This window comes from Serratia nevei (assembly GCF_024160145.1).
GTDB lineage: Bacteria > Pseudomonadota > Gammaproteobacteria > Enterobacterales > Enterobacteriaceae > Serratia > Serratia nevei_A.
Map to the genome: position 1 here is coordinate 1 of NZ_JAMYWQ010000013.1, position 25,303 is coordinate 25,303.

General features: G+C 51.4%; 21 protein-coding genes. 3 read left to right on the plus strand and 18 right to left on the minus strand.

The features are described from left to right. Positions 1-136: 136 nt before the first annotated feature. From M6G53_RS11225 to M6G53_RS11235, 3 genes are read left to right on the plus strand one after another with little or no spacing between them, the layout of a single operon-like run. On the plus strand, positions 137-925 hold the full coding sequence (locus M6G53_RS11225; RefSeq protein ID WP_366519498.1) for a recombinase family protein: 789 nt from the start codon (positions 137-139) through the stop codon (positions 923-925). Between the two features lies 1 nt (position 926). Further along, positions 927-1,793 carry a ParB/RepB/Spo0J family partition protein gene (locus M6G53_RS11230; RefSeq protein WP_253331329.1) on the plus strand — a complete coding sequence of 289 codons (867 nt, stop codon included), beginning with the start codon at positions 927-929 and terminating at the stop codon, positions 1,791-1,793. Positions 1,794-1,808: 15 nt separating this feature from the next. Next, positions 1,809-2,687, plus strand: a complete 879-nt coding sequence (locus M6G53_RS11235) for a plasmid partitioning protein RepB C-terminal domain-containing protein (protein ID WP_073534623.1) — start codon at positions 1,809-1,811, stop codon at positions 2,685-2,687. A 234-nt stretch (positions 2,688-2,921) separates the two neighbouring features. Here the strand turns inward: M6G53_RS11235 and M6G53_RS11240 are convergent, their stop codons facing one another. The 18 genes from M6G53_RS11240 to M6G53_RS11325 all read right to left on the minus strand — a co-directional run bounded on the left by M6G53_RS11240 (position 2,922) and on the right by M6G53_RS11325 (position 25,301). After that, positions 2,922-4,280 carry a hypothetical protein gene (locus M6G53_RS11240; RefSeq protein WP_253331331.1) on the minus strand — a complete coding sequence of 453 codons (1,359 nt, stop codon included), beginning with the start codon at positions 4,278-4,280 and terminating at the stop codon, positions 2,922-2,924. Between the two features lie 186 nt (positions 4,281-4,466). Then, on the minus strand, positions 4,467-5,540 hold the full coding sequence (locus M6G53_RS11245) for an SAVED domain-containing protein (protein WP_253331333.1): 1,074 nt from the start codon (positions 5,538-5,540) through the stop codon (positions 4,467-4,469). Continuing rightward, positions 5,537-6,001 carry a Mov34/MPN/PAD-1 family protein gene (locus tag M6G53_RS11250; protein ID WP_253331335.1) on the minus strand — a complete coding sequence of 155 codons (465 nt, stop codon included), beginning with the start codon at positions 5,999-6,001 and terminating at the stop codon, positions 5,537-5,539. The genes M6G53_RS11245 and M6G53_RS11250 overlap by 4 nt, the downstream gene beginning before the upstream one ends. Continuing rightward, a complete protein-coding gene (locus M6G53_RS11255; protein WP_253331344.1) occupies positions 5,991-7,712 on the minus strand; it encodes a ThiF family adenylyltransferase in 1,722 nt (573 codons plus the stop codon). Before M6G53_RS11255 ends, M6G53_RS11250 begins: the two co-directional genes overlap by 11 nt. Beyond that, a complete protein-coding gene (locus M6G53_RS11260; protein ID WP_253331348.1) occupies positions 7,709-9,004 on the minus strand; it encodes a nucleotidyltransferase domain-containing protein in 1,296 nt (431 codons plus the stop codon). Before M6G53_RS11260 ends, M6G53_RS11255 begins: the two co-directional genes overlap by 4 nt. Before the next feature lie 74 nt (positions 9,005-9,078). Then, on the minus strand, positions 9,079-10,491 hold the full coding sequence (locus M6G53_RS11265) for a VasL domain-containing protein (protein WP_253331351.1): 1,413 nt from the start codon (positions 10,489-10,491) through the stop codon (positions 9,079-9,081). Further along, a complete protein-coding gene (locus M6G53_RS11270; RefSeq protein WP_253331354.1) occupies positions 10,478-12,304 on the minus strand; it encodes an NERD domain-containing protein in 1,827 nt (608 codons plus the stop codon). The genes M6G53_RS11265 and M6G53_RS11270 overlap by 14 nt, the downstream gene beginning before the upstream one ends. A 79-nt stretch (positions 12,305-12,383) precedes the next feature. Further along, positions 12,384-13,628, minus strand: a complete 1,245-nt coding sequence (locus M6G53_RS11275) for a GIY-YIG nuclease family protein (protein WP_253331356.1) — start codon at positions 13,626-13,628, stop codon at positions 12,384-12,386. Between the two features lie 95 nt (positions 13,629-13,723). Further along, positions 13,724-14,161, minus strand: coding sequence for a DUF1283 domain-containing protein (locus M6G53_RS11280; RefSeq protein ID WP_253331358.1), 438 nt, complete (start codon positions 14,159-14,161; stop codon positions 13,724-13,726). 52 nt (positions 14,162-14,213) lie between these two features. Continuing rightward, positions 14,214-14,660: a type VI secretion system baseplate subunit TssE gene (gene tssE / locus M6G53_RS11285; protein ID WP_253331366.1), complete on the minus strand. Its 447-nt coding sequence runs from the start codon at positions 14,658-14,660 to the stop codon at positions 14,214-14,216. Continuing rightward, on the minus strand, positions 14,660-15,205 hold the full coding sequence (tssJ, locus tag M6G53_RS11290) for a type VI secretion system lipoprotein TssJ (RefSeq protein WP_253331375.1): 546 nt from the start codon (positions 15,203-15,205) through the stop codon (positions 14,660-14,662). The genes tssE and tssJ overlap by 1 nt, the downstream gene beginning before the upstream one ends. After that, the gene (tssG, locus tag M6G53_RS11295) at positions 15,183-16,268 is read right to left on the minus strand and encodes a type VI secretion system baseplate subunit TssG (RefSeq protein ID WP_253331383.1); all 1,086 of its coding nucleotides are present in this window, start codon (positions 16,266-16,268) and stop codon (positions 15,183-15,185) included. Before tssG ends, tssJ begins: the two co-directional genes overlap by 23 nt. After that, complete coding sequence (gene tssF, locus M6G53_RS11300) at positions 16,232-17,986, minus strand: type VI secretion system baseplate subunit TssF (protein WP_253331385.1); 1,755 nt, start codon at positions 17,984-17,986, stop codon at positions 16,232-16,234. The genes tssG and tssF overlap by 37 nt, the downstream gene beginning before the upstream one ends. Positions 17,987-18,014: 28 nt before the next feature. Further along, entirely contained in the window at positions 18,015-19,610 is a 1,596-nt protein-coding gene (gene tssA, locus M6G53_RS11305; RefSeq protein ID WP_253331387.1) for a type VI secretion system protein TssA, read from the minus strand. Positions 19,611-19,835: 225 nt separating this feature from the next. After that, the gene (locus M6G53_RS11310; protein ID WP_073534453.1) at positions 19,836-20,345 is read right to left on the minus strand and encodes a hypothetical protein; all 510 of its coding nucleotides are present in this window, start codon (positions 20,343-20,345) and stop codon (positions 19,836-19,838) included. Positions 20,346-20,489: 144 nt separating this feature from the next. Next, complete coding sequence (locus M6G53_RS11315) at positions 20,490-23,924, minus strand: ImcF-related family protein (protein WP_253331389.1); 3,435 nt, start codon at positions 23,922-23,924, stop codon at positions 20,490-20,492. Further along, positions 23,908-25,047, minus strand: coding sequence for a KPHS_23130 family T6SS system protein (locus M6G53_RS11320; protein WP_366519497.1), 1,140 nt, complete (start codon positions 25,045-25,047; stop codon positions 23,908-23,910). Before M6G53_RS11320 ends, M6G53_RS11315 begins: the two co-directional genes overlap by 17 nt. Continuing rightward, positions 25,044-25,301, minus strand: a complete 258-nt coding sequence (locus M6G53_RS11325; RefSeq protein ID WP_197806115.1) for a PAAR domain-containing protein — start codon at positions 25,299-25,301, stop codon at positions 25,044-25,046. Before M6G53_RS11325 ends, M6G53_RS11320 begins: the two co-directional genes overlap by 4 nt. Positions 25,302-25,303: the final 2 nt, after the last annotated feature.

Below are 25,303 nucleotides of genomic sequence, written 5' to 3' on the forward strand. Positions count from 1 at the left end.
GAAGAACAGCAATCTCCACTCTTAACTCCAATGTTAGCATCGGCAGCTCGCTTAAAACTGCCAGTTTTACCCCAGGTGGGTCCGAATTACATTGGCATGTGGGTCATTTTTACATCGGTACTAACACAGAGCAAAGATTCATCAAATACTGACCAATGAAAAATACATTGGTAACAGTATTTATAACAAAACATCGTTTAAACTAAAACAACAGTATGTCCTCAACCCCGAAGAGGAATGGATTCGGTGCGATGGTGCTTATACTCCAGTTATAAGCCTTGATAAATTTAAACGTGCAAATGAAATTATCAGATCACGAGCCATTCGCTTATCTGAAGAAGAACTACTTGAAAAATTACACACATTACTAAAAAAGAGAGGTAGGCTTTCAGGAATTATTATTGACGAAGAAGAACGCTTCCCTTCCAGCAGCGTCTATCGTTATCGTTTCGGAAGCCTTTTGCGCGTTTATCATTTAATCGGTTACACACCAGAAACTGATTACAGCTGGCTTGAAACCAACAAGTTCATTAAGAACTTAAACGCAGAAATGACCAACTCAATCATTGGCAATATTAGCAATGAAGGAGGCTGGATTAGTGATGCATCAACGACAGGAGTTTTTCATATCAATGATGAGTTCACTCTATCTATACAAACTTCCCGATGTAGGCGTACGGGGCCAAATAGTCTCAGATGGAAGATAAATTTCAACTACAATTTCTCTCCCGATATCAATATTGCTGTAAGAATGGACAGTACTAATCAAGCGGTTGTCGATTACTATATTTTCCCAGCGATAGATATTATTTCACAGACTATATCCCTGAAGGAGACAAATCCTTACTGCTTCGACTTATACCGATTTGATAATCTATCCTCTTTTTATAGATTAATAAGAAGAATAAAACTACAGGAGCTATAGCATGAAAGAAGAAAAAATTGATCTTATTGAAATCAGTAAAATAATGGTCGTCAACCATCGTAAAAGAGATAAGTTCAATCACAATGAGATTAAAGAAAATATTCATAAAATTGGGCTAAAACGTCCGGTGACAGTTCGCCGAATTGTACATGATAAGTTTGAATATGCTTTAATTTGTGGCCAAGGAAGACTTGAAGCTTATCAACATTATCAGGAGACTCACATACCAGCAGTCATCAGGGATGTTAATGAAGAAACAGGGCACCTGATGAGTCTGGCTGAGAATATAGCCAGAAGGAAACCTAGGGCAACCGAACTTCTTGACAGCGTTCGACAGTTAAAAGATCAGGGACTAAACGATAAAGATATTAGTGAGCGTCTCGGATACGCGGTCAGTTGGGTACAGGGAGTAACAACGCTGTTGGGAAGAGGTGAGAAAAAGCTACTTGCTGCTTTCGAAGCCGGTCATATTCCTTTATACCTTGCGGTAGAAATATCTCGTTCCACCGATGAGTCCATTCAAGATTCACTGACAGAGGCCCTACTGAATGGAAATATTAAAGGAAGACAAATCAATATTATCAAGCGAATAATTGAAAATCGTAAAAAAGGTAACAAAGGCTCCACAAACAAAACATATACACCCAAAAGAGTTCAGAAAAAATACACACCAGAGGAGCTTGCCGTTATCTATCAAAGAAATGCTGACGAACACAGAGATATTCAGGTAAAAGCAAAGTATGCACGTGAGACACTTATGGTAGTAAAAGAAGTTTTCAGAAAACTAGTCCAGGACAGTGATTTCTGTAATCTTTTACATGAAAACAATATCAATGATATCCCGGAAGTTTTGGTTCCCGATAGATAACAAGAGGAAATAAATATGATAAAGCAATGTTTTAATAATCACTTTCAGTCATATCTGATAGATAAATTAATCCCATCACGAACACTTCCTGTCAACATAAAATCAAGTGGGAAATACAAACAAATTGTTAGCTCAATTGCAGAAATTGGTTTAATAGAGCCAGTCATTATATTTATCAATGATAATGAAGAGCAAAAGGTACTAGACGGACACTTACGCATCGAAGCATTGAAAGATCTGAACATAGCTCATGCCCATTGCCTAATCTCCCCAGTTGAGGATACTTACTCCTATAACAAACGAGTCAATCATTTAACAATTCTTCAGGAACAAAAGATGCTTCAAAAAGCGGTTGAGTCAGGTGTCCCGGTCGAGAAACTTTGTGCCGTGCTTGGTTTATCTCAAAGCATCATCAATACACGACTCCGTATTTCTGATGGTATAGCAAAAGAGGTACTTGCTTTGCTGGCCGAAAAAAATGTATCTCAGAACGTCTTCGATATACTACGCAGGATTAAACCCTATAAACAGATTGAATTTGTTACCACAATGATAACACTCAATAACTTTACCAAAAAATTTGCACTCTCTATGTTGCACACTTTACCGTCAGAGCATCTTGTCAGACAAATTGATAATACTACCGAAGACAAAGACATGGTAAAAACACTTGCCCGCTTGGAAAAAGAAATGGCTGCACTTCAGATTGAAACACAGAATATTCAGAATGAATACGCCGAAAACAATCTTAATCTAATTATAGTCAAGTCTTACATAGCCAAATTACTTCGCACAAATGATGTTATTCACTGGCTTTATGATAATAAATGTGAATACCTTGATGTTTTAAAGAAAATTGTTGGTATTGAAAGTCTTAGTAAAATAGAAAAATAATAATACACACCGGATGTAGATAAACGCACCAGCATTTAACCTGAAGCACGCTGCCATTTTTATACACTTCACGCTGATGATACGTTTACCTACATCCATTCAAATGTAAAAACCGACATGAAGGATGGCACATTGTTACCAGCGATAAATATTACTCAAACCAGTCAACACTCATAAAATTTATTATTGCTATAGCATGCCCCCACCGCATTGAACAAATGGAAAAGATTAGTGTTAAAGATAATCATTCAATATGGAACCTATCTTATCCGGTTTTCCTTTCAGCGCAGCACTCAACAACTTTCTGTAATCTGTACCACGAATACTCAGAGACTGGCCAAGTTCATAGTTAATACAACGTCCACTATCCAAAGCATGGCATGAACGACTGGCTCGATAAGATATCAGGTAATACCAAGCACGATGCCCAATAACAGCAAATAACCGATATGCCGGGTCATCAATGCCTGTCTTTGGTCTTATTTCAAAGGATTTACGTTGATCACCACCATTCGTTATATGCTCCCATAACGAAACCGTATCGGCCACACCTATTTTTGACAGGTCATAGATCGTGCGCCCTGTCGGATCGTCCGTATCCAACCCCACCCATCCAAAGAGTACATCCTGTTCAATACTGGTAAGCGGCAATAACGTTCTGTATTTATTATTTTTGATCTGACCTAAGATTGTAGAATAATGATTCCCACCAAAATGGCAGCTTAGCACTTGTGCCAACCGGTCAAACTGAGATTCAAGGCAACGTAATGCAATCAAAATTTCCTTCTGCCATATGCTGGGGGCAGTAGCACCGTCATTAGGGTCCCCAACATTATTAACCGCATACCCAAATTCAAAACCATAAGACGTTTGCCTGGCGGGGCGCCAACCAGCAGCATTCAGCATCACGTCATTAGATGATGCCACGCTGAGATAAATCTCGTTTACCTGAAAATCATCAGGAAGCCTCGGGCTTGACGGCCCTTCAGGTCGATATCCTGCCGGATACAACCTCGCAGCAACCTGCCTGATGGCGGGTGACAAATTATCATTAAGGCTAGTCCGTTTTTCGTCCCAAGTATTCAGCCTTTCCAGCGAAAGCGGCCAGGGTTCCCTCATACCTTCTACCGGCTCCGGTACCCCCTCCCCGTGTACAAAAATATGCGGATAACTCTGGTAATGCCTCACCGTTGAGGCGAATTTTTTATCCCTCGGAGCAGGATACTGGTATGTAATGCATTCCTTCTCCAGCCAATCAAAAAATGCAACACCCAGGCACGCCTCAAGCCGCCGATCAATAATTAGTACATCCGGTTTACCGGTTATTTCTTGTACATATTTATTTGAGTAACTGCGGGACCAGAAATCGCAAAGAAATCCAGTTGCTGAGAACGCCTCTTCCGGAATGAAAAAGCGGCGATAATGAAGAGGTAAATTTTCAACCGAAATGCCGGCAACATACACGGCTCCTAGACCATACTCATGTGCATTTGCGATCATATCGTCAAACCGCACAGTTCCGTACTCAGGGTGCCAGAAAACGCGTTTGCATTTCTGAACGGAAAAATAGTGAACCCGTTGATACAATGGCATTACTGTTCACCTATTTTGAATGAATCTGACCATGTCGATGTGCAGGGAGACGAATACGACAACATGTTACCATCTCTGTTGAGACCGTAAACGACTACCTTCATCCTCCCCCCATACCTGACTTAGCGTTAAAACACAGCCAGCGCACCACACGCCGGCCTTCAAAGCGCTTGCTGTATAATGCGGTTATCGTTGTATCAACTCCGCATGGGGTACTCCGGCCACAGGCATCCGAATCGCCCAAGGGAATCGCTTAGGATCACTTTGTTCATATTGATTAACGTCAATACGAGGAAGATTGCGCCTGTCGTAGATAGTACCCAATCGCAGAGAAAGACTCGCAGGAGCTGCCAGAAATAAGGATATTTCGACAATACCTTGCTGAGCTAAGGACATGACAATATCCAAGAACTGCTGCGCGAGATACTGTTGCTTAGCTTCTGACCAGTGCGAATGAGTACTACGTTCTACTAACTCCGCTTTGATGATGGGAACACCAGTTTCAACCATCTGCACATCTGCTTCTAGGACATCGTATGATGCAGACACGCATAGTGCCACCCGTTTTACTGTGGTGTTGATGCCATCAAGCCCTGTAACAATGAAACGGTTACCATCATCTTCATCAGTAAGCGCGCGCCACGCATGTTGCCGCCGATCCCAGTCCATGAAAAGTGTTTGGGATTCATCATCAACCATCACTCCGAGCAAAAAGAGAAACGGAACGGGGGCGAGTCCACCGAGTACAAATGATATGTCTGATCTATCCAGCCCATCACATCTCCGCGCTATATCATCAGGGAGGCTCACCAATCGACGTATAGCTGCATCTGGACTCAAGATCGTACCATCGACCATCCCCCCCTTTCTTAGATCAATGATGACCTGTTCACGCCGCCCCAATACTGATGAAGGAACAGAGCTCGCCAAAGGTTGTCCCTGGTAATCTCTAAGCCCTCTAGCCTCAATAACGATAACTTTCTTGCGACTTTCCCAACGAATATCTCTAACTATCAGAGATATACCTAAGAGAACTATTAAGATCGCAATAATAAACACGCCCCAACTTAGCGCACCAGTACTGCCGGATGAATCCCAACTGAGAATGAAGTTCCCTCGGGATGTCGGTATCGTCACGCCAACAGTGAGCCCAACAAGAACCAACCCAAAAAGCGGGACACCAATTCTAACCAAAGCCAAGCCTGCTGACCGCTTTCTGAAGACCCAGTCAATCAGTGAGCGCAGAAAATAATTTATCAAGATGATGACTCCAGAATATTGACGGCCGAAGGGTTCGCATTTCGACAAAATAGAGTACAAGAGAGGGAAAGTCTTCGCCACCAACCCAGTCTGACGATTAGCAACACAGCAAACTCGATCCCCCTTTCTCCTTCTACCAAATCGATCATTGAAGCAACGTCCTGAGAGCTCGGTATGACTGAGAAACGGGGATGAGAGTGCCATTCCCCCAGATAGTTGAATCGATCATACTGATGCCCGGTTCTTTGAAAAAAAACATCCAGAGCCTCGTTATGCGCCTCTGAATCGCGTACAAAGTGAGCTTTCCCCCCAGTCTGACTATCTATCGACAGGTCAACAACTCGAAAATGGCCCGGAGTAATCTGCTCTCCCATCATCACTCCGCCAATCTCCCTGCAGCCAGCGGCTTTGAGTGCTTTACGCAGTGTGCTTTTGACGTTTTCAGCGATCTCAACCTGCATCGTTTTCTCCGGGGAACAAGTCGGCTAGTAATTGTCGGCAAGCTTCGGGATCACCTGCTTGTACTTCTGTATCCCACCCATCATTTTCTCCAAGATCAATGGGTCTCACGTCAAAGGGGGCGGTGAATATCCAACTGTCAGCCATTCCGATAAGGTAGGCTGAATAGGGAAAGATTGTGGAACCAGGGCGGACGAGAAGATCAATTGCATAACGAGATAAGTGCGCCGCAATAACAGAAACATCGGCGTCATCTGCAATTAACGGTTCCCCAGAACCAACAACGTGTGAATATGGCTGTGAAGTGTCGCTCTCAGGCCACGCGATACCCTGCTCCGCATACCAAGCTTCTATCCGCTGCCTGGCAGTAAGAGGCGTGGGATCCAGGCCTGGGCGTAGTCGAACGACTATACCGCCACCTCCACCACCGAAAACCTGGGCCCAGCACATTGGTTTCTTTGCCCGACGTGAAATTGACGCGCACAGATTAAAGACTGCCGGGTCAGCGGTTGCGTCTATAATTAAATCGCTGTCTGAGATATACCCCATCGTTGCAGAAGTTGCCTCTCCACTCTCTTGCCCACCTAAAACTGTCGTGCGGCTAAGAATTTCGCAGCCGGCATTGACCTCCTGGAGCCTGGCTGCAAGTGCACGTGATTTATGCATACCAACGGCCCGCCAGTCCAGCTCATTGCGAACCAGGTTTCCCGAAGCAAGCAAATCTCCGTCAACAAGAACAAACTGCCCTACACCAGACCGGGCAAGATGCACGGCAACTTTGGACCCAACGGATCCACAACCAACGACTGCAACTTTCGCAGCTTTGAGACGAGCTAACTCAGGATCAAGACGCACACTATCAAGATCAGCAACAATCTTGTCGTAGTTGACCAGCTTACGGGAGTCTGAAGCACCGAAAGTCATTGAGAGCTGCAGATTAGTGCCATTGAAAATAATAAGCCCTAAAGACCCGGATGCTTGCAATAACTCAGGTATCGTAGTTGCCAGGTCATGGAGTTCAAGCAATGAAATCAATTCATCAAGAGTATGGCACTTCACTGGCGCGCTATTAGGCAGACGGATCACCTTAGTCGCTACCGTGCTTGCCCCGTAACCACGCCTGTTTGGTTCAATCCACATAGGTGCGTCGGCAGGGCCGATTCGTGTAAGCTGAGCGGCAAAAACACCAGAATAAAAATGCTCCTGGATTTCCGCATCTACCACATGCCCCTCATCTACCATCAACAACCCTGTTAACACGCCCTGAGAATAAAGGAAACGAAACACGGCATTTCTTGCTCGCTGAGCGGGAAGGGTTCGATGTTCTGATGGTGCAGTTTCACCTGTTTCCTGCTCGGTTAACAGTAAGCGATAGGCACTTTCAATCATCATGGCGCCCGTAATTTCGGGCGTCCAATTATCTGAGCGAAACTGCAGACAAAGCTCTCCCGACTCTCCATATTGATGGGCAGACAAACGTTGGCCATCCCGAGGAACGACTGAATGGGGAACATCCGGGAAATATTCGGGGTATATAATTGTTAACGGAATTAGCCGCTCTTCTACTTGCAAATCAAAGTCAGCCGCAAGTCGTAAGTTGCTTGCTAAGTACCACTTTAAATTAATGAGCCACGGGTTCTGCTCCGCCAAGTCTGAAATAGCGGCACGTTCGGACTGCGCACGGACAGGCTGCTCCACCCACCAAATAATCATGCAAACCCCTTCGGTGAAGTTGGCTCCCGTCTGGTATTAGGAAATGCAGGCGTGCTCACTGCGGTAGCGCCAAGAGCTGCTATTGTTGACGCAGGTTGCAGCATAGACTCTGGTGGAGGGCCAAGACGTGTCGCTGCTCTGTCCGCAACCGCCCCCATATGAGGCCGGACACTTTCAACCAGGTTGCGTTTCTCCATCTGCTTCGCTAAGTCTCCAAAATCTTGCCGGGCCTGTTGGAGCCACTCGAAGAACGCAGCTTCTCTCTCAGGGTGCTGAGGCCATTTATCTGCAAAGTTTTCGAGCGGATCTGAAGGGTTACGGATGATATAACGATGCCCGTCATGTTCGATAAAAGAGTCCATTTGAGCAAGGATTGAGTATAAAGCATCAGCGATCTTGTCTTCACCATTGTAAGCATGTGCGGCAAGCGTTGTAATAACGATCGAAATGGGACGCTCGTCATACCGCTTTTCAAACATGCCGTCACGGTGGCGTTTGAGGATCATAATCGCTGACTGGAGTGGTGTCCGAACTTTATAGTCAGGAATATCCTCAACACTGGCCTTCATAGATTCCGCCAGCACTTTTCTGCGCCGTTCAAAAACATCCCTCATCCGCAGCTTGAACCACTCAGCATACCCCTTGGGATTAGAACGCTGCCAATCGTCGGAAAGCGCATGGTAAACGGGAGATTCGATATCGGTGATAACCATAGCCGTCTCAGACCATTTGAGATCAAAGCCGTAAGTTTCAAGTAGCATACGCTGACGGGCCGCATTAGGAAGGGAGGGGACAACATCCATATGAAACTGGGCTCCGTCAGCATAGTCCAGAACCCAACAACGCCGACCTTCACGAACGGGTCTAACCATGTTTTGAGCTTTACGATAAGCTTTAATCTCATCGCCGAGCAGAGTCTTTAAATCGTTCTGAGTAATATCCTGTGTACTGAGGCTTTGAAGTAAGCAAACAGAATCTACATCGTATTCCTCTTCATCATTCAGGGGACGAATAGCAGTACCCAGTCGAAATGATCCTTGTACATAAACTTGTGGATCATATTGGATGACAGCAGATTCTGGCCGATGAAGCCATTCACCAAGTGATGTGTAGCTGCGGCATGCCTGTTCATAACGAGACTCACTGATTGCAAGCTCGTCCGCTAAAGCGGTGAGAAATTCTTCTGCTTTTTTTGTCGGCATACTCCTGCCCTCCTGGATTTTGACACTATAGTGAATAATAGAAATAGCATTATCTACAATAAGTTTGATGATGCATGGTTGCTCGGGCATCTGCTTTTTTGTTGGTGTAAGAATCTGACCTCAAATATTTAATTGTTCCGCCACTCCTTTTGCATTATCCTTTTTTATTCATCAATATTATTTTTATTATCAGTGATACGATGCATTTCAGGCTGGACCAGTATCGCATATCGGGTGATCAGTTGCTTCAAATGCATTTCAAGTTGAACTCTGGCAACAGCTGGTAAAGGTACTTCAGCAGGATTTTCTGACAATACACGCAATTGCTCTTCGGCCGGTATGGACTGGTTAAAAGACTGTCGGACGGAAAATACAATGGACTTCAGTTCACTGACTGTCATGTATTTTCCCTTCTGCTCATCAAGCCCGTTCAAGCGGTCACTCAGTTTTTGTAACGCTGTCATCCCCTGATACCAGCCATTAAGCTGTTCTACCGGTAATGCAGCAGCATCAAGTTGCTGCTGCCACTGTTGTACCAGAGGCTTTACCTGCTCCGGCCACAGTAATCCAGCCTGCTCAACCAGTTGCCGGCTATAGACAACAGTCCAGTCAGGCGGCAACTTATCCAGTCGGGCAAGCTGCTGCTGTGTCTGGGCGATAAAGTCCCGCGGTAGCGGAATCTGCTGGCGCAACGCATCAATCTGCTCAGTCGTGAGGGGGGCAGGTAACGGGGCCAATGAGGCTGCAAGCTGAGCCTGTAGAGGGTCAGGTCGGTGAAGATACTGCCAGCTCCACACCGCGGCTGCACTTATTATCAGCATGGTACACATCCCGGCGCTGAAAGATTTCCACTTTTTGGCCAGAGCGGGCATTGCCGTCTGTACTTCCACATTCGTTTGGTGCTCTGGCTGCGCAACGTACACCCACTTCACTGAACTGTCAGGTGTATCTTCAGCAGGACTACCAGTAAGGTCCCTCATGGCTGCTGTCGCAGCATTCATCACGGTGGCGGGCAACACGATACCTGTCTGAATGTTTGGCCCGGCGCAGGTTGAGTTATCACTATTTTCCAGCCGGACAGCACTGTTGTGCATCTGAGTACGCAACGTATCGAGTTGGCTGAGATGCTTAAGCTCCAGACGCTGCAACACCTCCCCCAGACCGGTAAGCAGCTTCTCTGCCCGATACAGCTGGCTGAGGTCGCTGTAATTAAGCGGCAACGAGCGCATCCGTTGCTGCAGACGCTGGCTCAGACTGCTGAGAATCTCCATGCGAGCATGGACTGGCTGCGGCCACAGCGTCCCCCACTGATGGCTTATCAGGGCCTCGAGTATCGCCAGCCCTTCATTGAGCCCGAATAAGCCGGCCAGCTGCGTACGCGCAAGCGTATACCAGGCTGCCGTTTGTAATTCCACGCCATTCTGCTCAAACAGTGAGAGACTAAGTTTTTCAACATACTGCCAGCTCACATCCGGACGAGCCGGGTGCGAGAGCTTCGCCAGTTCATCACGCAGGGCGGCATAATCCGGTAGTGTGCGCGGGTCACCACCCGTTTTTAGCGTATTACTGCTGTTCACTGTATTTCAACTCCTGAAGATCCATCTCGGCAAAACGCGCCAGGTGGCGACTGATACTGTTCTGCCGATAGCAGGTCACCAGCAACTCGCGAGTCGCACGGGTGAAGGCCACATAAAGTGCCGGGATCCCCGCCGATTCATCCTCTGCGCCTTTATGCACAAAAGAAGCGTCAATGACCGCCACAAAAGGAAATTCGAGCCCTTTACTGCTCTGTAAAGTCAGTAGATGCACCACGTTTTCCCGATGTGAATAGCGCTTCTTATCCACGGAGGTAAAGCTGACGCTCTTGGGTATCCCCTGCTTATCCAAAACATCGATAAGCCGCTGCGCAGAAAACTGCGTCGGGCATAACACCGCCATATCTCCCCACCGTCCAGTCAGGGCATACTTTTGCGTCAGCCAGGAAACGACACGCCTGGCCTCTTCTTCGGCGGAATCACATTGCACCAGATCCGGCACTTTGCCTTCGTCACCACAGGCTTCCGGCAGCACCAAAGGGACCTCTTGGTTATGATGTTTTTCGAAGTAGTCTCGTGAAAAAGCGTATGCAAAGTCGAGAATACGCTGGGGGTTACGGTAATTCACCCGGAGAATGGATGTGCGCCCCTGTGCCTGGATCCCCACGCTTGCCAGTGAGAAATTCAATGCTCTCTCTCGGCGATATAACGACTGAGCATCATCGTACATCAGCAATAGCGATCGCTCGTCATTATCAAATAGCCGGGCAACCAGCGCCAGCCACCGGCGATCAAAGTCATGCCCTTCGTCAATTAACACGGCGCCGTATCCGGTATCAGTAATCACCCCGCTCTCAACGGCATTTTCCAATGCAGCAAAACTACTATCAAAAAACGGTCCTTCAGGACTGATAGCCAGACGATGTTGGCGCGCAGCCACACCACACCAACCATGGAAGTGGTAGACATGCACTTTCTGGGCTAATTCCCTGTCAATCAGGCATTCCCGAAGATAGTTTGCCAGTGTAATGTTGTAGCAAAGTACCAGAATGGGACGCTCACTCGTCTCCGCAAGGTAGTGGCAGCGATATAACAAAATTAACGTTTTACCTGAGCCGGCCACGCCGTGGATCACCCGATGCCCCTCGCCTAGATTACGGGCCAGTACTTCTTGCTGGATATCCATCCCTTTCAGAAAGCGTTTATCTTTATTTTTTACCGGGATAGCTATTTCAGGAAACAGGTGGCGCCGCACAATATCCCTGATCGACGGTGAAATAGTCGGTCGGAATGATGTAGTAAATAGGGAAGATATTTTGCGCCGAAACGCGGAGGCTGGAGTCGACTCCGTCATTTCATCCTGGCAAATCGTCAGCGCTTCCGGGAATATAGCCTCAACGGCATCATCAGCTGCAAGAGACCTTAGCTGCTGCCGAGTAATATTGGTAAATACCACGCCATAAGCCCATGCAAGCTTCAATTTCCCCTTATATAAACCACTTTGTTGCAGGCGAGGATCTTGAGATAACATTTCGGCGGTGGCGCAAGCATACTCTCTGACTTGCACCAACGGGTGACGTTCTTTTTTTTCCCCTTGATCTGTCGCCAGAATAACCATTTGTGGATCGGCATGACGAAAAGTACTCAACCGCCAATCCTTCACTTCCAGAAAAATCAACCCAAGAGCAGGATCAATGATCACAAAGTCCGGATGCCGGTATTGCCGCCCCACCGGGATGTCATACCAGACCAGGCAATCCTCACCCAGATGCGACTCCAGACGCTGAGCAACACGTCGTTCCCCGTGAGTCATTCTCCCCGAACAAAGCGCCAGGGAGGTTATTAATTTTGCCATAAACCTTTTCCACTTGATTACGCATCAACAATATCGGACGGACAGACCACATACTCTGCTATTTTAATAGCTAAAAATGCTAGGCAACTTCGCTGTCTGCATATTCCTGGCTTTGCAGATACTGTAGCGCTACCGGATCAGCAATATAGTCAACCCGGCCATGATGACGTTCTACGGTGTTAATTATCTTGCTCAGATCCACCCGGAAAAACTCCTTGCGCAGGTTAATTCGGTTAATCCGGTAGCTTTCCAGATGGTCATGCAGCGTTTTTTCCAGCGCCGGCGCGTCATCACAGGAAATCATGGCGTGGACGTCAAAATCAAACGGCACGGCTGCCCCGCTCAGTTCTTTCACGCGTTCCATCGGCTCCAGCCTGCGGGTCATGCCGATTTTGAAGACGTTTTCACCGAAAGAGCCAATATTCGAGATGACATACACATGCCCCTGCTTGGTAAGCTGGGCCATGGATTTGGCGCGTTCATACTGCTGATGCACCTCCTGGATCTGTTGCTCCAGCGCCAGCCGCTGTCTTTCCAGTTCTTCCCTGTGGGCACCTTCAGCGGCAAGCAGCGCTTCCTCAAGCATTTTTCGTTGCTCAGCAAGGCGTCTTTCTTCTTCTTCCGCTTCCTGTTGCTGTCTGTCCAGCTCATCCTGACGCTGTTTTTCTTCCCGCATCTGGCGCTTAAGCTCGGCCTGATACTCTTTTTCTTCCTGCGCCTTTTCCAGCAGGGCGACTTTATCCAGAAACTGCTGTTTTACGCCCTTCCAGTCTGCGTTATCTTCAAGCTCCAGAAAGGTGATTTTCTCACTGACGGCAGCGTAAGCCTCTTTTTCCTTCCGCAGCTGGTCGTACTTGCTTTGCCAGTTATTTACCGTTGTCCCCGCCAGCAGCGTCTTGACCTTAAACTTGTATGCCGAGTCCACAATGCGCTGTAGCGCCCGACTCGACTTGTTTTTAGCTTCATGGAATACCTCCCAGTGGCTGGCCAGTCGATCCCGTTCTCGATCAAGAGACCGCGATACGGCAATACTCACTCTGTCTTCAAAAGCCTTTTCTTTTTGTTCAAGGTCAGTTTCTTTCTGTTTCAACGCTGCCGTTTTTTGCCTGAAGCCACGGTAGATAAACACTCGGATCAGTAACGAAGCCATAACCAGCAGGCCAAAAAACACACCCACAATACCCTCAGGCGTTGATACTGAATCGATAAAACGTTCATTAACATTAATCAGCGCCTTTACAGCAACATAAATCCCCCAACCAATGGCACCAAGAATGACAAGGATAACTCCCGCCGCATTATCACCTTTATTTTTTCTTGCCATACCTTATTCCTTATTATCACTCTGTCCATATCAATAAATCGTATTATTTTGGACCAGAGCCGAAAGAGTGCAATTTAATGCAGTAAAACGAACGTTCAGAGAAGCGTTATTTCTCTGCCGGTTGTTCTGTCCAAACAACGCCCCGTCACCGATTCCCAATAGGCATGAATATTCTCGCTGTTCACGCATAGCGTCCTCCGGTCAGAGGGCTGCGCTACGGGAATAGGCGTATCGCTACTATGATTTTTACCTCTACCCAGCGCACCCATTGGAGTTTTTTTTGCATCGCCCTCGATTTTCTTTGAAGACGATTTGTGGCTTTGGGTCGGTGAAGACGCCGGTTTATTATCTCGTGGCACCGGCTCCCTAAAATAATCAGCGCGCTGACTTTTACTCCCGTGACAATGATACTCCCCGGTTTTACGGTTGGTATGGCAGCCATCCGCATTGGTTCGCCCGGGGTGAGCCATGATAGAGGGGGTAAACAGGATGGCGAGTAATAATGAAACTTTGATACCAACTTGCAATTTCATTCATAAAATCCATTTAATTTAACGGGCGATCACCTCCCCTGTTTTCTTGAGTTTACAGCGACCGCCCCAGATATTTCTGCTTTAGATGACGTAACAGAACGCGCCCCTCCGGCATAAACTCAGTGCCGTAACGCACCAGGCCAAGGCCTTTCAGCTCAGCCTCAATAGCATAGTGCAGCTCGCCCGGCTGTGTCTGCTCAAGCATCACAACCTGGAGACGTCTCAGTCGCGGTTCATATTTTAGCAATACATCCGAAAGCGTGCTCATTAACTGATGTGCACTTCCCGGCATGCCTTGCAGGATCTTGGCCATATCCGGCAGGCCATAGTCCGGCAGGTGCGCCAATGTGCCGGCGCGACAGTTGAGAATACGCTGCATATTGTCCAGCACGGACAGGATGACCTGGTTTTCTTCACTGACCTGATGGAGCGACAGGCCACCGGTGAAGTTGCCGGTAAGCAACTCATACAGCGAAGGCGATTGGTGAGTATGAGGCATCACTTATCCTTTACGTGGAGCAGCGTCAAATGATTATTCCCGGCCTCGATCACCCGGGCCTTGTCCGGATCGAGCGCTTCACGGCCCAACGTCAACCTCCAGGTGTTGTTGTCCATATCCGGATGGCGGAATAACCCCACCACCGCCACAAACTGGGCATCGGCCTCCATCGGCATATTCAGGTTCACATCTCCGCCCGGTTTCAGCACCACATCACGGCTGGCAAGCAGGTCGGCTTTCAGAATGATGCCGTCATCCTTGAGCAGTTGCTGATAGACCGTTTTATCGAAGGTCTTGCGGTCTTTCAGTTGGTAAACGCGAACCACTACCGGCTCGGACAACGAGTTGCTCTCGCGGGCGTCAGTATTCAGCGCTTCACGCGCCGTGAAATCCAGGTGCAGGACCTTAATCTTCTTGTAAAAGAGGGCGCTGAAGGCCGATTTGGTGCCATCGCTGACGCTCTGCGTCACCCCGCAACCCGCCAGACTGAGTGCCAGCAGGGGTAACAGCCGGCGCGCGGTTTTAGTTAAACTTGTACGTAACACGTCGGTTTCCTTGTTGTGGTGTCGCAGGCTCCAGCCCGGTGTAACAGCCCAGTTCCGTCGTAAAGGTCTGAGGAATATCCTCTGCAGGCCCCCCCTCTTCAGCGCCCAGCACACCGTTCATCCCCAGCCAAAAAGGCCCTTCGCCCAGTGGCGGTGCAGCCAGCAGCCGGGTCGCGGTGGTCAGGGTTATTCTGGCCTTAAAGCGCCAGCCCAGATAGACCCGCAGCATGACCTGAAAATCCTGATAGAGCAGACCATCCGGCTTCCAGCCCTGCGCTTCCTGTTCGTTATCCGTTGTGAGCGCAATCCGCAGTTGGCTACCGGCATCCATCGCTTCGTCTCCCAGTGGCGTATTGCCGTCCAACAGGAAATCATCATCGCCGTAAAAACCCAGCGGCTGACCGACCGCCACCGGACGCAGGCAGTACGGACTCACCTGCACCGTGGTGCCCGGAGCCAGCAGGGCCACCAGCGCCTGCACTCCCTCCTGAGTTTTACCCGGCTGACGCAGTACGCCGAGCAGCGCCAGAAAGCGCGACATCGGCGTGGCGATGTGGTTTGCCGTCCCCGGAATCCCCAGCCCCATCAGCCCCAGCAGTGACTGCGAGATGCTGTCGACACCGCCAGGCTCGAAGGTGGCCGGGTAAGAGTATTTGCGCCAGATGCGGTAAAATTGCGTCAGAATGCGGTGGCTGAAGATATCCAGAAAGCCCTGCAACGCCTCATGCCCTTCCCGGCGCTGGATAATGTCATCGAGATAGGCTGTCGGCAGTGGTGAATCCACGCCGTACATTCCCATAAACGTGGTGCGGATGAGCGGCGGTTTGCTGCCATCATCTTCGTCGTACTCCACTGCCTTCAGTTCACTGGCCGGAAAGCCCATTCCGGGATGGGGCGCAAAGCGTACCGGGTCGTCACCAGGATGGCTGGTTGAACCCATCAGCGGCCTGCCCGGATTACGCTTCTCCAGCAACTGACAGAAACGGTAAAAGTTAATGCGGTGAAGATCGGCTTCCAGCCGCGGGGTCAGCCGGGAATACGGCGGTTGTGCTTCTCTTGCCATTCCAGGCGCTCTCCGGTCGGTTGCAGGATGATAATCAGGCGGTTAAACAGATAAATATCGGTGTACAGCGCGAAGAAGCGGCTCAGCATCTCACCGAACAGGCAGATATCGCCGCGGCCGGCAAAGCCGTGGCTGTCGAGCGTCACTTCAATCTGTACGCCGCGCACCAGGTAGCCCTGCTCAAAACGCTCCGTTTCACTGTGTTTCACGTCGAGGATGGCCTCAAGTCGACGGCGGTTCATCTCACTGTCTGTCCACTCGTACAGCGCCAGGGTACCGCGCAGCACGTCGGCATTATCCATCATCGACAGAAACCCGCTGCCAAGGTGGCTCAGCACGCGCCAGTGGAAACGATCCTGCGCCGGGGGATAACAGGGCAGCGTCGGCGCACACAGGTTACGCACGGCGATGCTGGCCGAGGTGGTTTTCATTACCGTATCAAGCACGGTGCTCTGCAGCGCCCGGCGCGGCAATTGCCCGTTAGTGCCGGTCAGCGTCAGCGACAGGCTTTCATCTTCGGGTACGGTGTGATTATCAAAGGCTTCACCGCCGAGGATAAGCCAGGTGTTATGCAGCCCGGACGGACCGCGCCGCACGCGGGTGTGGTAGTAATATTCCGGTGCTGCGTGGCGCATCATTCCGCCCTTGTGGCGGAAGCTCGAAAACGGCACGTAGGTATGCCGGCTCGATGACATCACCGAGTCCACGGCGTAAATTTCGGTGTGGCCATCCTGTACGCGCATCGGCCGCAGCATGTACTCTGTCTGCAGGGACGTGAGCGTCAGCGGATCTGATTCCAGCGGGAACAAGTTAATCACCGGCACGCAGTTCAGGCGCAGATGCTTTTCGGTAAAGCTGAAGTCATGCTCCCAGCGCTGCGCCAGCACCACGCCGATTTCAAACCAGGGAAGCTCTGCCGGAAAGGCCACGGTTTCCAAGCCACGCAGGCCGGTGAACATGAACTTCTCGCGGAAAGTAAAGTACTCCAACAACAGCTGGTAGCCGCTGAAACTGCTGTTGCTCTTCGGCCAAAGGGTATCGTCTTCGCCAAATCCCAGCGCGGTGAAATACCCGTCGAGCGGCCTGCTGTCCACATCGCCGGGCATCCGCAGCCATATCCGGGCCACATTCAGGGTGAACGCTTCGTGCATGGCGCAGGCCAGCGGCGCATCGGCATTGAAGTAGAACGGGATATGGCTGAGATCGATACGGCTCCAGTCCGCCAATTCGCCGCAGCTAAAGCGCAGCGTGACAACCGAGCGGCCCTCCGCATCGGTTGCCAGACGCGCACGCTCAAGTGACAGCGGCTGAAGGGTCATCTCCTGGGTGGTGGTGTACCGGCAGCGCGTACCCTTCTCACCGATCGGCCGCGAATTCACCTCGAAGCCTTTGGCGATGCGCATCGGTTCTTTCATTTCGCGCCAGTCGGGGGTGAACTCCACCACCGACATCGAGGGAATGGTGCGCAGATAGTGCGGCCACAGCAGGCTGACCAGACCTTCGGTCAGCTCCGGCAGGTCGTCGTCGAGTTTCTCACGCAGGCGTCCCATCAGGAAGGCAAAGCCCTCGAACAGGCGCTCCACATACGGATCGCGTGCGCCCGCTTTATCGAGGTTGAGCATGGCCGCCTGCTCGGGATGAGCGCGGGCAAACTCTTCGCCGGCTTCCAGCAGGTAGCGCATTTCGGCGTCGTAATAACGCAGGGTTAAATCGTCCATAGTAATTATGTTCTTTTCGTCCGAAGTATCAGCCGCACAGTACCGCGGCTCGGGCTGGATCCAGTGCAATCAAGCCGGCAAGCAATATCTCCATCTCAGGCTGCAGGCGCGTTTTATCAGCTTCATTGCGCCCTGCCTTGCCCCGCAACAGTTTTAACCTGCGGGCTTTGACTTCAAATATCAGCTCTGGCGTCCACTGCTCGAGCGTGAGAGCCCGGGCACTGCCGTCGAGCTCTCCCAACAGATGCAACGCCATTTCATTTTTACCGTACTGCTCGCTGACTCTGGCCATCAACAACCGCATCAGCCACCGATCGCGGGCAGAGGTGTAACCCGGCTGAACCTGCAGCCAGCTGAGCGCAACCTCGATGCCTTCGCCGTCTGCTTTAGCCATCACTTCAGGCTCCAGCGCCAGCACATCACCATCGCCGCTCGCAGTGGCCGCCATCACAGGCTCATTTTCCCATCCCGGCGGATCATCCAGTACGGTTTCATTAACCCAGCTCAGCGTCACGTCGTCGGCGAAAGGTGTGCCGTCGTTAAATGCCAGCGCTTCCAGCCCGGGAAGGCGGGCCAGCAGCCCTTTCAGGTCACGACAGACGATATCGGCGCGCACGCTGTCCGAGTCCAGTTTTACCAGTGCCTGCCAGGTGTACCACTGCACATCCAGCCACAGGTGGTTGACTCCCTGGGCCAGCAGAGTATCCGTATGCTCCAACAGTTCTAACCAGCTTTTCTGCAGAAACAAGCGTTTGAGATGTGCTTTATTGTCAGGCTTAGGCGGAGCCAGGCGAGTGCGCCCGGCCGCATCCAGCGGCGGAAGCTCCGTCAGCGTATCCCAGCGGACGCTTTTCAACAGATGATGGCCTGCCAGCCAACCACCGGGCTGATCACGCAGGTATTTCGCCAACACCTTGGCCTGATCGAGCAGATCGCGCCCTGACGTGACCGCATTCATCAGCGGCGCGGCAGGGGGTGCCGCGGTCACGCGCCCCTCTTCCCGGCTGGTCTGCGGCACCAGGCTGCCGGCACCGCCATTCTGTACCAGGCGGTGGTCCAGAGCCTGATACAGCCCGCCAAGTTCCGGACGCGCATCGTCATCAAACGTCAGGAAAGCCTGCTCCACCAGCAGTAGAGCGCCGGTGGTACGCTGCATGACGGGCATATCCACTTCCGGGTACAGCGCAAGGCTGTCCGTCACGCGGCGACTGCCCAGCCACTCCAGAGCCGATTTGCGGCTGCGGGCGCGCAGGGGATGCAGGCCGTTGCCAAACCGTTCGAGCATGGCGGCCAGCAGCTCAACGCCCTGCGCCAACCCGGCTTCGCCGTCCTGATGCAGACGCGCCCAGACGTAGAAAGTGATGACGCGTAAGTCCTTGCACCTCTCGGTCAGCAGTTTTTCCGCCAGCTGGCAGATCAGCCCGGTATCAATGCCAGAGAGCTTGTTGACCTCTTCGCGGATGCGCTGGAAATCGTCGTCGTAGCCCGGGTCTTCTCCGGTTGGCCGATGTTCATCCACCGGCATCAGCCAGCGCGCCCAGTCAGCACAACGCGCCCGAGCCTGGCTCACCAGGCTGTTTTCATCCACGCCACAGGTGTGAAGTAAATTCTGCAATGCGGTCATTATTCCATCTCATCCATGGTTAAGTGCTCGAGATTGGTTGTGCTTTTTCAGATTCTATCCATAGCGCTACAGCTGTCAGGCTGACAACAAGGATGACTAATTTCAATACTGGTCATCAGTCCCACAAAGCGATCGTTATTCGTTATAAATCTAACCCAACCAATTTGAGGCATCATCAATGCCTGCCTTATGCAGAAATGACATACCGCGAATATGTTAATGTTTTTATTTTCTGATCGCCCTTAGCATCAGTCCATAATATGGACCAGCATCAACCATCCCCGACTTAATAGAGACTTTCTTTCCTTTATCCACCAACTCTCTTGACACTCCTCTTTCCAGTCTTTTTCTCATATTTGACTCAGGACCGCTGTCTCCATTGACGACTCTGATAGTTCCATATTCCAAATTAATATCCATCGTTTCAAATTTCATTCCTTCAATAGCAGGAACGTACAACCTGAGCGCTCCCCTATCAGGATGTACATCCTGCACAGAAATTTTTCTTTGCTTATACAGTTCTTTGTTACTATTGTAGGTAAGAATGACATAGATTGGTTCTCTATCTCCCCCCAATAACTCACTGGATTGATAGTCAATATAACCTAAAGTTGGCGCAATCTTGGTAGCCGTATAATCCTTTTCAACAAAGCCTGATATAAAAGAGAACCTGTCACCGCAACCTGCCAACATCAACGCTACAAACCCAATTAGAATAACCTTATTCATTTTCATCTAGCTTCCTTTCTCTTATCAAATAATCTTATTATCAAAAAAAACATCCCAGCCAATATGCTCATTAACTGGCATCAATAAACTGATGTAGCGTATGAAGGATATTTTAATAATCCAAAATGTCTATTTTTCGTAACTTGCCCATTATTCCATCCCCTCCATGGCTAGGTTATCAGAGTGGGTCAGTGCCTGCGCTGCTGCCGAAGCATCCACGCTGAATATGTTTTCCGGCAGACTAAAGCCGCGCAGTTCCAGCAGCGCCAACGGACCTTTTCCGAGTTGTGAGCGCAGCACCCACTGCAGCGCTCGACCATCCGGTGCGGTAAAGCTCATCATCCACTGGCTGCGGTCAAGCTGTTGACGCTTGCTCAAGTCCAGCCAGCGTATAAAGCCCCAGGTCCCGCTGTAATCCCCGAACAGGCGCGCACCAGCGTTGACCGTGGTCCAAGTCAGCATCGTCCCCGGCTTGTAGGTATCTCCCGGCCAGCGGAAGGACTGCCAGTCGGCCATCTGATTGAAGTAGTGCAGCTTTTGTCCATCAATGGTTAGCTGCGTCTCCACCACCTGCGGCACAGGACGCGCCTGCAGCTCAAAGCTGATACCCTGGCTGCCATCGGTGAACAGAATGTCTGACAACTGGCTCAGTTGGTTAATGGCCCGCAGGAAGGCCGGGTTAAAGTTCAGCCCCTGGCTGTTGACCTTATCCGGCACCCACTGGCTGCCCTCTTTGTGCAGCACGCCGTTGAGCTCTGTCGACAAGAAGCGCTCTATACGTCCACTGTCCTTACGCACAAATTCAGCCAGCATAGGTAAAGAGGCATCACTTTTGCTGGCGGCAAACGGGAAACGACCGTCAAAAGCAGTTTGCCAGTTCGCGACAACCGAGCGACTCCATTTGTCGTTCAGGCTCGCCGCCGACGGCTGAAGCACCGTCTCCCAGGCCTGGGTCAGCGGCTGCACAAACATCGTGCTGCCAAAACCACTCCACTCTTCGCCGAGGCTTGCCGAAATCAGACGACCATATTGTTGGGTATCAGTGAGGTCCACGCTTTTGCCCTGGAATACGGTCTGCGCCAGGGTCTGCATCATCGCCTGCGGGTCTGAGGCGCTGGCCACCTGCTGCAGCCGCAGACGCACGCGGGTGATACGGGTCAGATACGTCTGCAGACTCAGAGAATTGTCAGCCGACATGACGTTGCTGCCCGTATTTTTACCCAAAAGCTGAAGCAGCGGACCGAAAGTTTCATCCAGTGGTCCCTGGGGACCTGTCGCTAACTGGTCAATTGCGGGTTTGTCTTTTCCACCAACCAGCTCTTTGGCTGACTTGATGATAGAGTCAGACAGCCCTTCGCTTTTCTGACCTGTCTGCCCCTGCCAGGCGATGGTGTTCATCAGCGCAATCAGCGGGGACTGGCGCACATCACTCATCAGCGTGAGCTGGTCGGTGACATCCGCGATATTGTTCGCCGGATTAAGTCGCAGGCTGTTAAGGAAACTCAGCCAGCTGCCGGCAAAGTCGGTGAAGTAACGTTGCGTCAGACGCGCTTTCAGGGCTTCCGGCGACAGGTCTGAGGACACCGCCTTACGGGAATCACTCAGCACCCAGTCAATTTCATCCCGGCGGGAATTTGCGGCCTTTTCGATAGCCTGCTGAACTCCCCCTTCCCAGGCCTGGCGGGTGAACATGCCCGGTACCACCTCATCGGTGGTGAACAGGCGACGGGCATCGGTGCCGCCGGTCATGTCTTCCAGAGACACATCGGCGAAATTACGGCGCACAGATTTGAGCATATTCTCATACAGCGTACTTTCTGCGTTGCGGCGACCAATCTGCTGTAACAGCACCTGGCGGCTCTGGCTGACCAGCTGCGCGTCCGGGGTGATTTTCCACTGAGGCTGCTTGGGCAGCACGGTAATGTAGAAGTCCCATAAATCCGGCGCCAGACTTTGCCACAGGCCGGTTGAGATGCCCATTTGTGCCGGCTGAACTACCTTCATAGTTTGTGCGTAGAAGGCGCCATCCACTTTGTCCGGGCGGGACATCATCAGCCAGGCTTTCAGCTGGTCATAGCCCGGTTTTGCCAGCTGCGCCCGCTGGTCGCTGTTGGGAGCGGAGTTTACCAGCGCGCTGAGCTTCTGCGTCAGGGCGGCATTTGCCGGGTCGCGAATCAGGCGGTTGTTCGCCACGCCGTACCAGGGCAGCATCGCGTCGAGCAGCTGCTGATTCTGGTCCAGACCGAAGCGCTGGTACCATGGCGCGCCCTCCTGAATACGGTGCTGCAGACGGCCGGCGTCATTACGCAGCGTATGCAGGGCCGTCAGCTGGTAATCCGATACGGAAGGATGCTCCACCAGAGCATGCGCCTGCTGCGCCACGGAGACAATCTGCAGGCGGTTGACCGCAAACGACAACAGCGTTCCCGTCCCCCAGACACCGATAATGGCCATCAGCGTCCAGGCCAGCGTCTGTTCCCACGCCATACCGACACGACGGCCACGTACACGGGTACAGTCATCAACGATCCCCTGCCAGGTGGCAGGCAGAGTCCACGCATGGCGTTGTGATTCCGGGATATATTTCTCAGGGTCGACTGTTCCCTCAGACTTATGAATAGATTGACTGTCCGGCAGACTGAACATCAGGCCACGCAGCGGAACGCGCTGCTGGGAGGCAGGCAGCCATGGCAGCAGTTGTTCAGTCCAGCGGGCGATACCGCCGTCTTTGAGATGCTGACCCAGACGCAGCAGAAAATCGTGGTTGTTATTCTCTAGCATCTGGTTCACGCCCTGCTCCCGCAGTTCGGGCAGCATCAGCTCAAGCTGGCGGGTAATGTCGTCGGCTTTGGCACGCAGCGGGAAACTAGCCCCGACCGGCTGTTCAGTGCGTTTTGCCTGCGGCCACTTGCTGTCGCACAGCTGCCACAGCCAGACCGGCGCGGAATAACGCAACAATTCACTGATTTTTTCCAGTCCACGTAAATCGCTGTCACTAATCTGAGGGGAGAGGTTAAGCGACTGCGGTACAACACGGATTATTCCGTCCAGAGGACGACCGCGACGCAGTTTACGCAGTGCAGTGTATTTTTCCTTGTCCGGTTCAGTGGTCAGGCTGCCGCCGTAAATCAGAACGGTGCAGTTGCCTTCGAGCCACTGACTTTCCTGCAGGCCTGGTACCAGCTGTTCAATCGCAGCGTCGTCACCGGTCATCAGCAACAGGCGGACCTTGTAGCGCCAGAAGAGGCTATAGCGCGATCGGAGGCGTGTCTTCAGTAGACGGTAAGCCGTTTCGTGCTCCGTAACCTTTGTCGGTCTGCGCTTGCGTGATGACGACGGGCTAACCTTATCCTTAATCAATAACCGGAAGGCCATAAACCCCAGTACCAGCATGCTGAGCGCAATTCCCCAGACGATAAAGCCAGAGACAATAAGCGGACGCAATGTTTCCCATTCCGTTGATCGTTCAGTCGCCCACAGCCACCATGCCACTGCGCCCAGTAGTACCAGTAAAGTGGTCACAGCAATACAGACAGTTGCCGTGGCTGCCACAGAGATGGCAGCTGGCTTATTGACGTTGTCCATCAGGTTTTACTATTCCAGTTGCGAGGGTGTTCATCGGGTCGCGTGCAATCCAGCCGCACGGTTGTTGGTGGTGCGCGGCATAGATTGCCGCCAGGGATAAAACAATCAGAGTTTCCATATCGCCAACTTCCCCCCAGTTGGCATCCTGCAGATGCTGGCTGACATCCCATCCGGTACCCGCCAGCACCTCGAGGCCGGGTCGGGAAAACAGCGTACAGGCCTCCGGTGGGTCTTGCATCTCGTTCTGTTCCAGTGCACGGGCGAACACGGTGAGCAATAGGTCGCCTTGTTCTTGCGAAAAAGTTTCACCTCGCGTCAGTTGTACCGGACCATTAAGTCCGGCCAGCCACAGTGCCGCAGATTCTCCGACGGGACGTTCTGTGCCTGACTGCGCCGCGATAACCTGACACCCGCCAATCAGTATCGTGTCATCAGGTTTGGCTCCGGCAAGCTCGCCCGCTATTTCAGTCAGGCTGGCCTCCCCTTGCCAGGGCTCAGGTCGGGCTGGCAGTGCAGTGTCCGGGAAAGCGATCGCCATCTGTGCGCGAAATGCCTGCCAGGTGATGTCGGCCCCCAGCCAGTAGCAACGCCGCGGTGGAGTAAGTATTTTTTCACTACGCTGCTTTTGCCACTCAATAACCAGCAGTTCCGCCAGCCGCCTTTCACGAGCGGTGGGATCCATAACCGAAATTTGTGGCAATCTAAATACGCTGCTGCCGCCCTCTTTTTTTTCCTCCGGCGGGCGTTGTTCACGGTTAAGCACACGCAGCCAGTCAACTGAACGGGTCCCTGCTGGCCCCAGCAACAGTCCTTCTTTTAACCAGAACGGCTGCCGGTGCGCAGCCCACCACTGCTGCTGTTCATATGCCACCAGCTGATAATAGAAAGCGGCGTTATGCACGCTGACACGATAGTACAGAAACCGCACAAGCCAGCCAGTGACTGACAGCAACAGTGCCACCAGAATACCGGCGGCCACCAGCGAACTTTTACCCTCGGCAGAGGGCAGCAGTCCGCCAGCACCGCCGCCGAACAATATCAGCAGAGACGTGGCCGACAACCACCTTGCGGTACCGGGCGGACGCGCCGTTTTGTACGCCGGATAATCAGGGACGGACCTCACTGGTCAATACCGCAGTCAGGAAACGAGCTGACCAGCGTACAGCCGCAGGCACAGTGGTGACCATGCAGCGCGACGGGCTGTCCATCAATCGTGGTTAATGTGCTACCTTCCGCGATGGTCGTCATACCGTGTTTGTTACAGCGAACCGGATCTCCCTTACAGGCAAATCCCTGACCAAAACACTGGTAGTGCCCCCCTAATACCTTGCCACCATATTCCCGCAGGCTGTCTCCTTTGCGGATGACTTTACTCATCG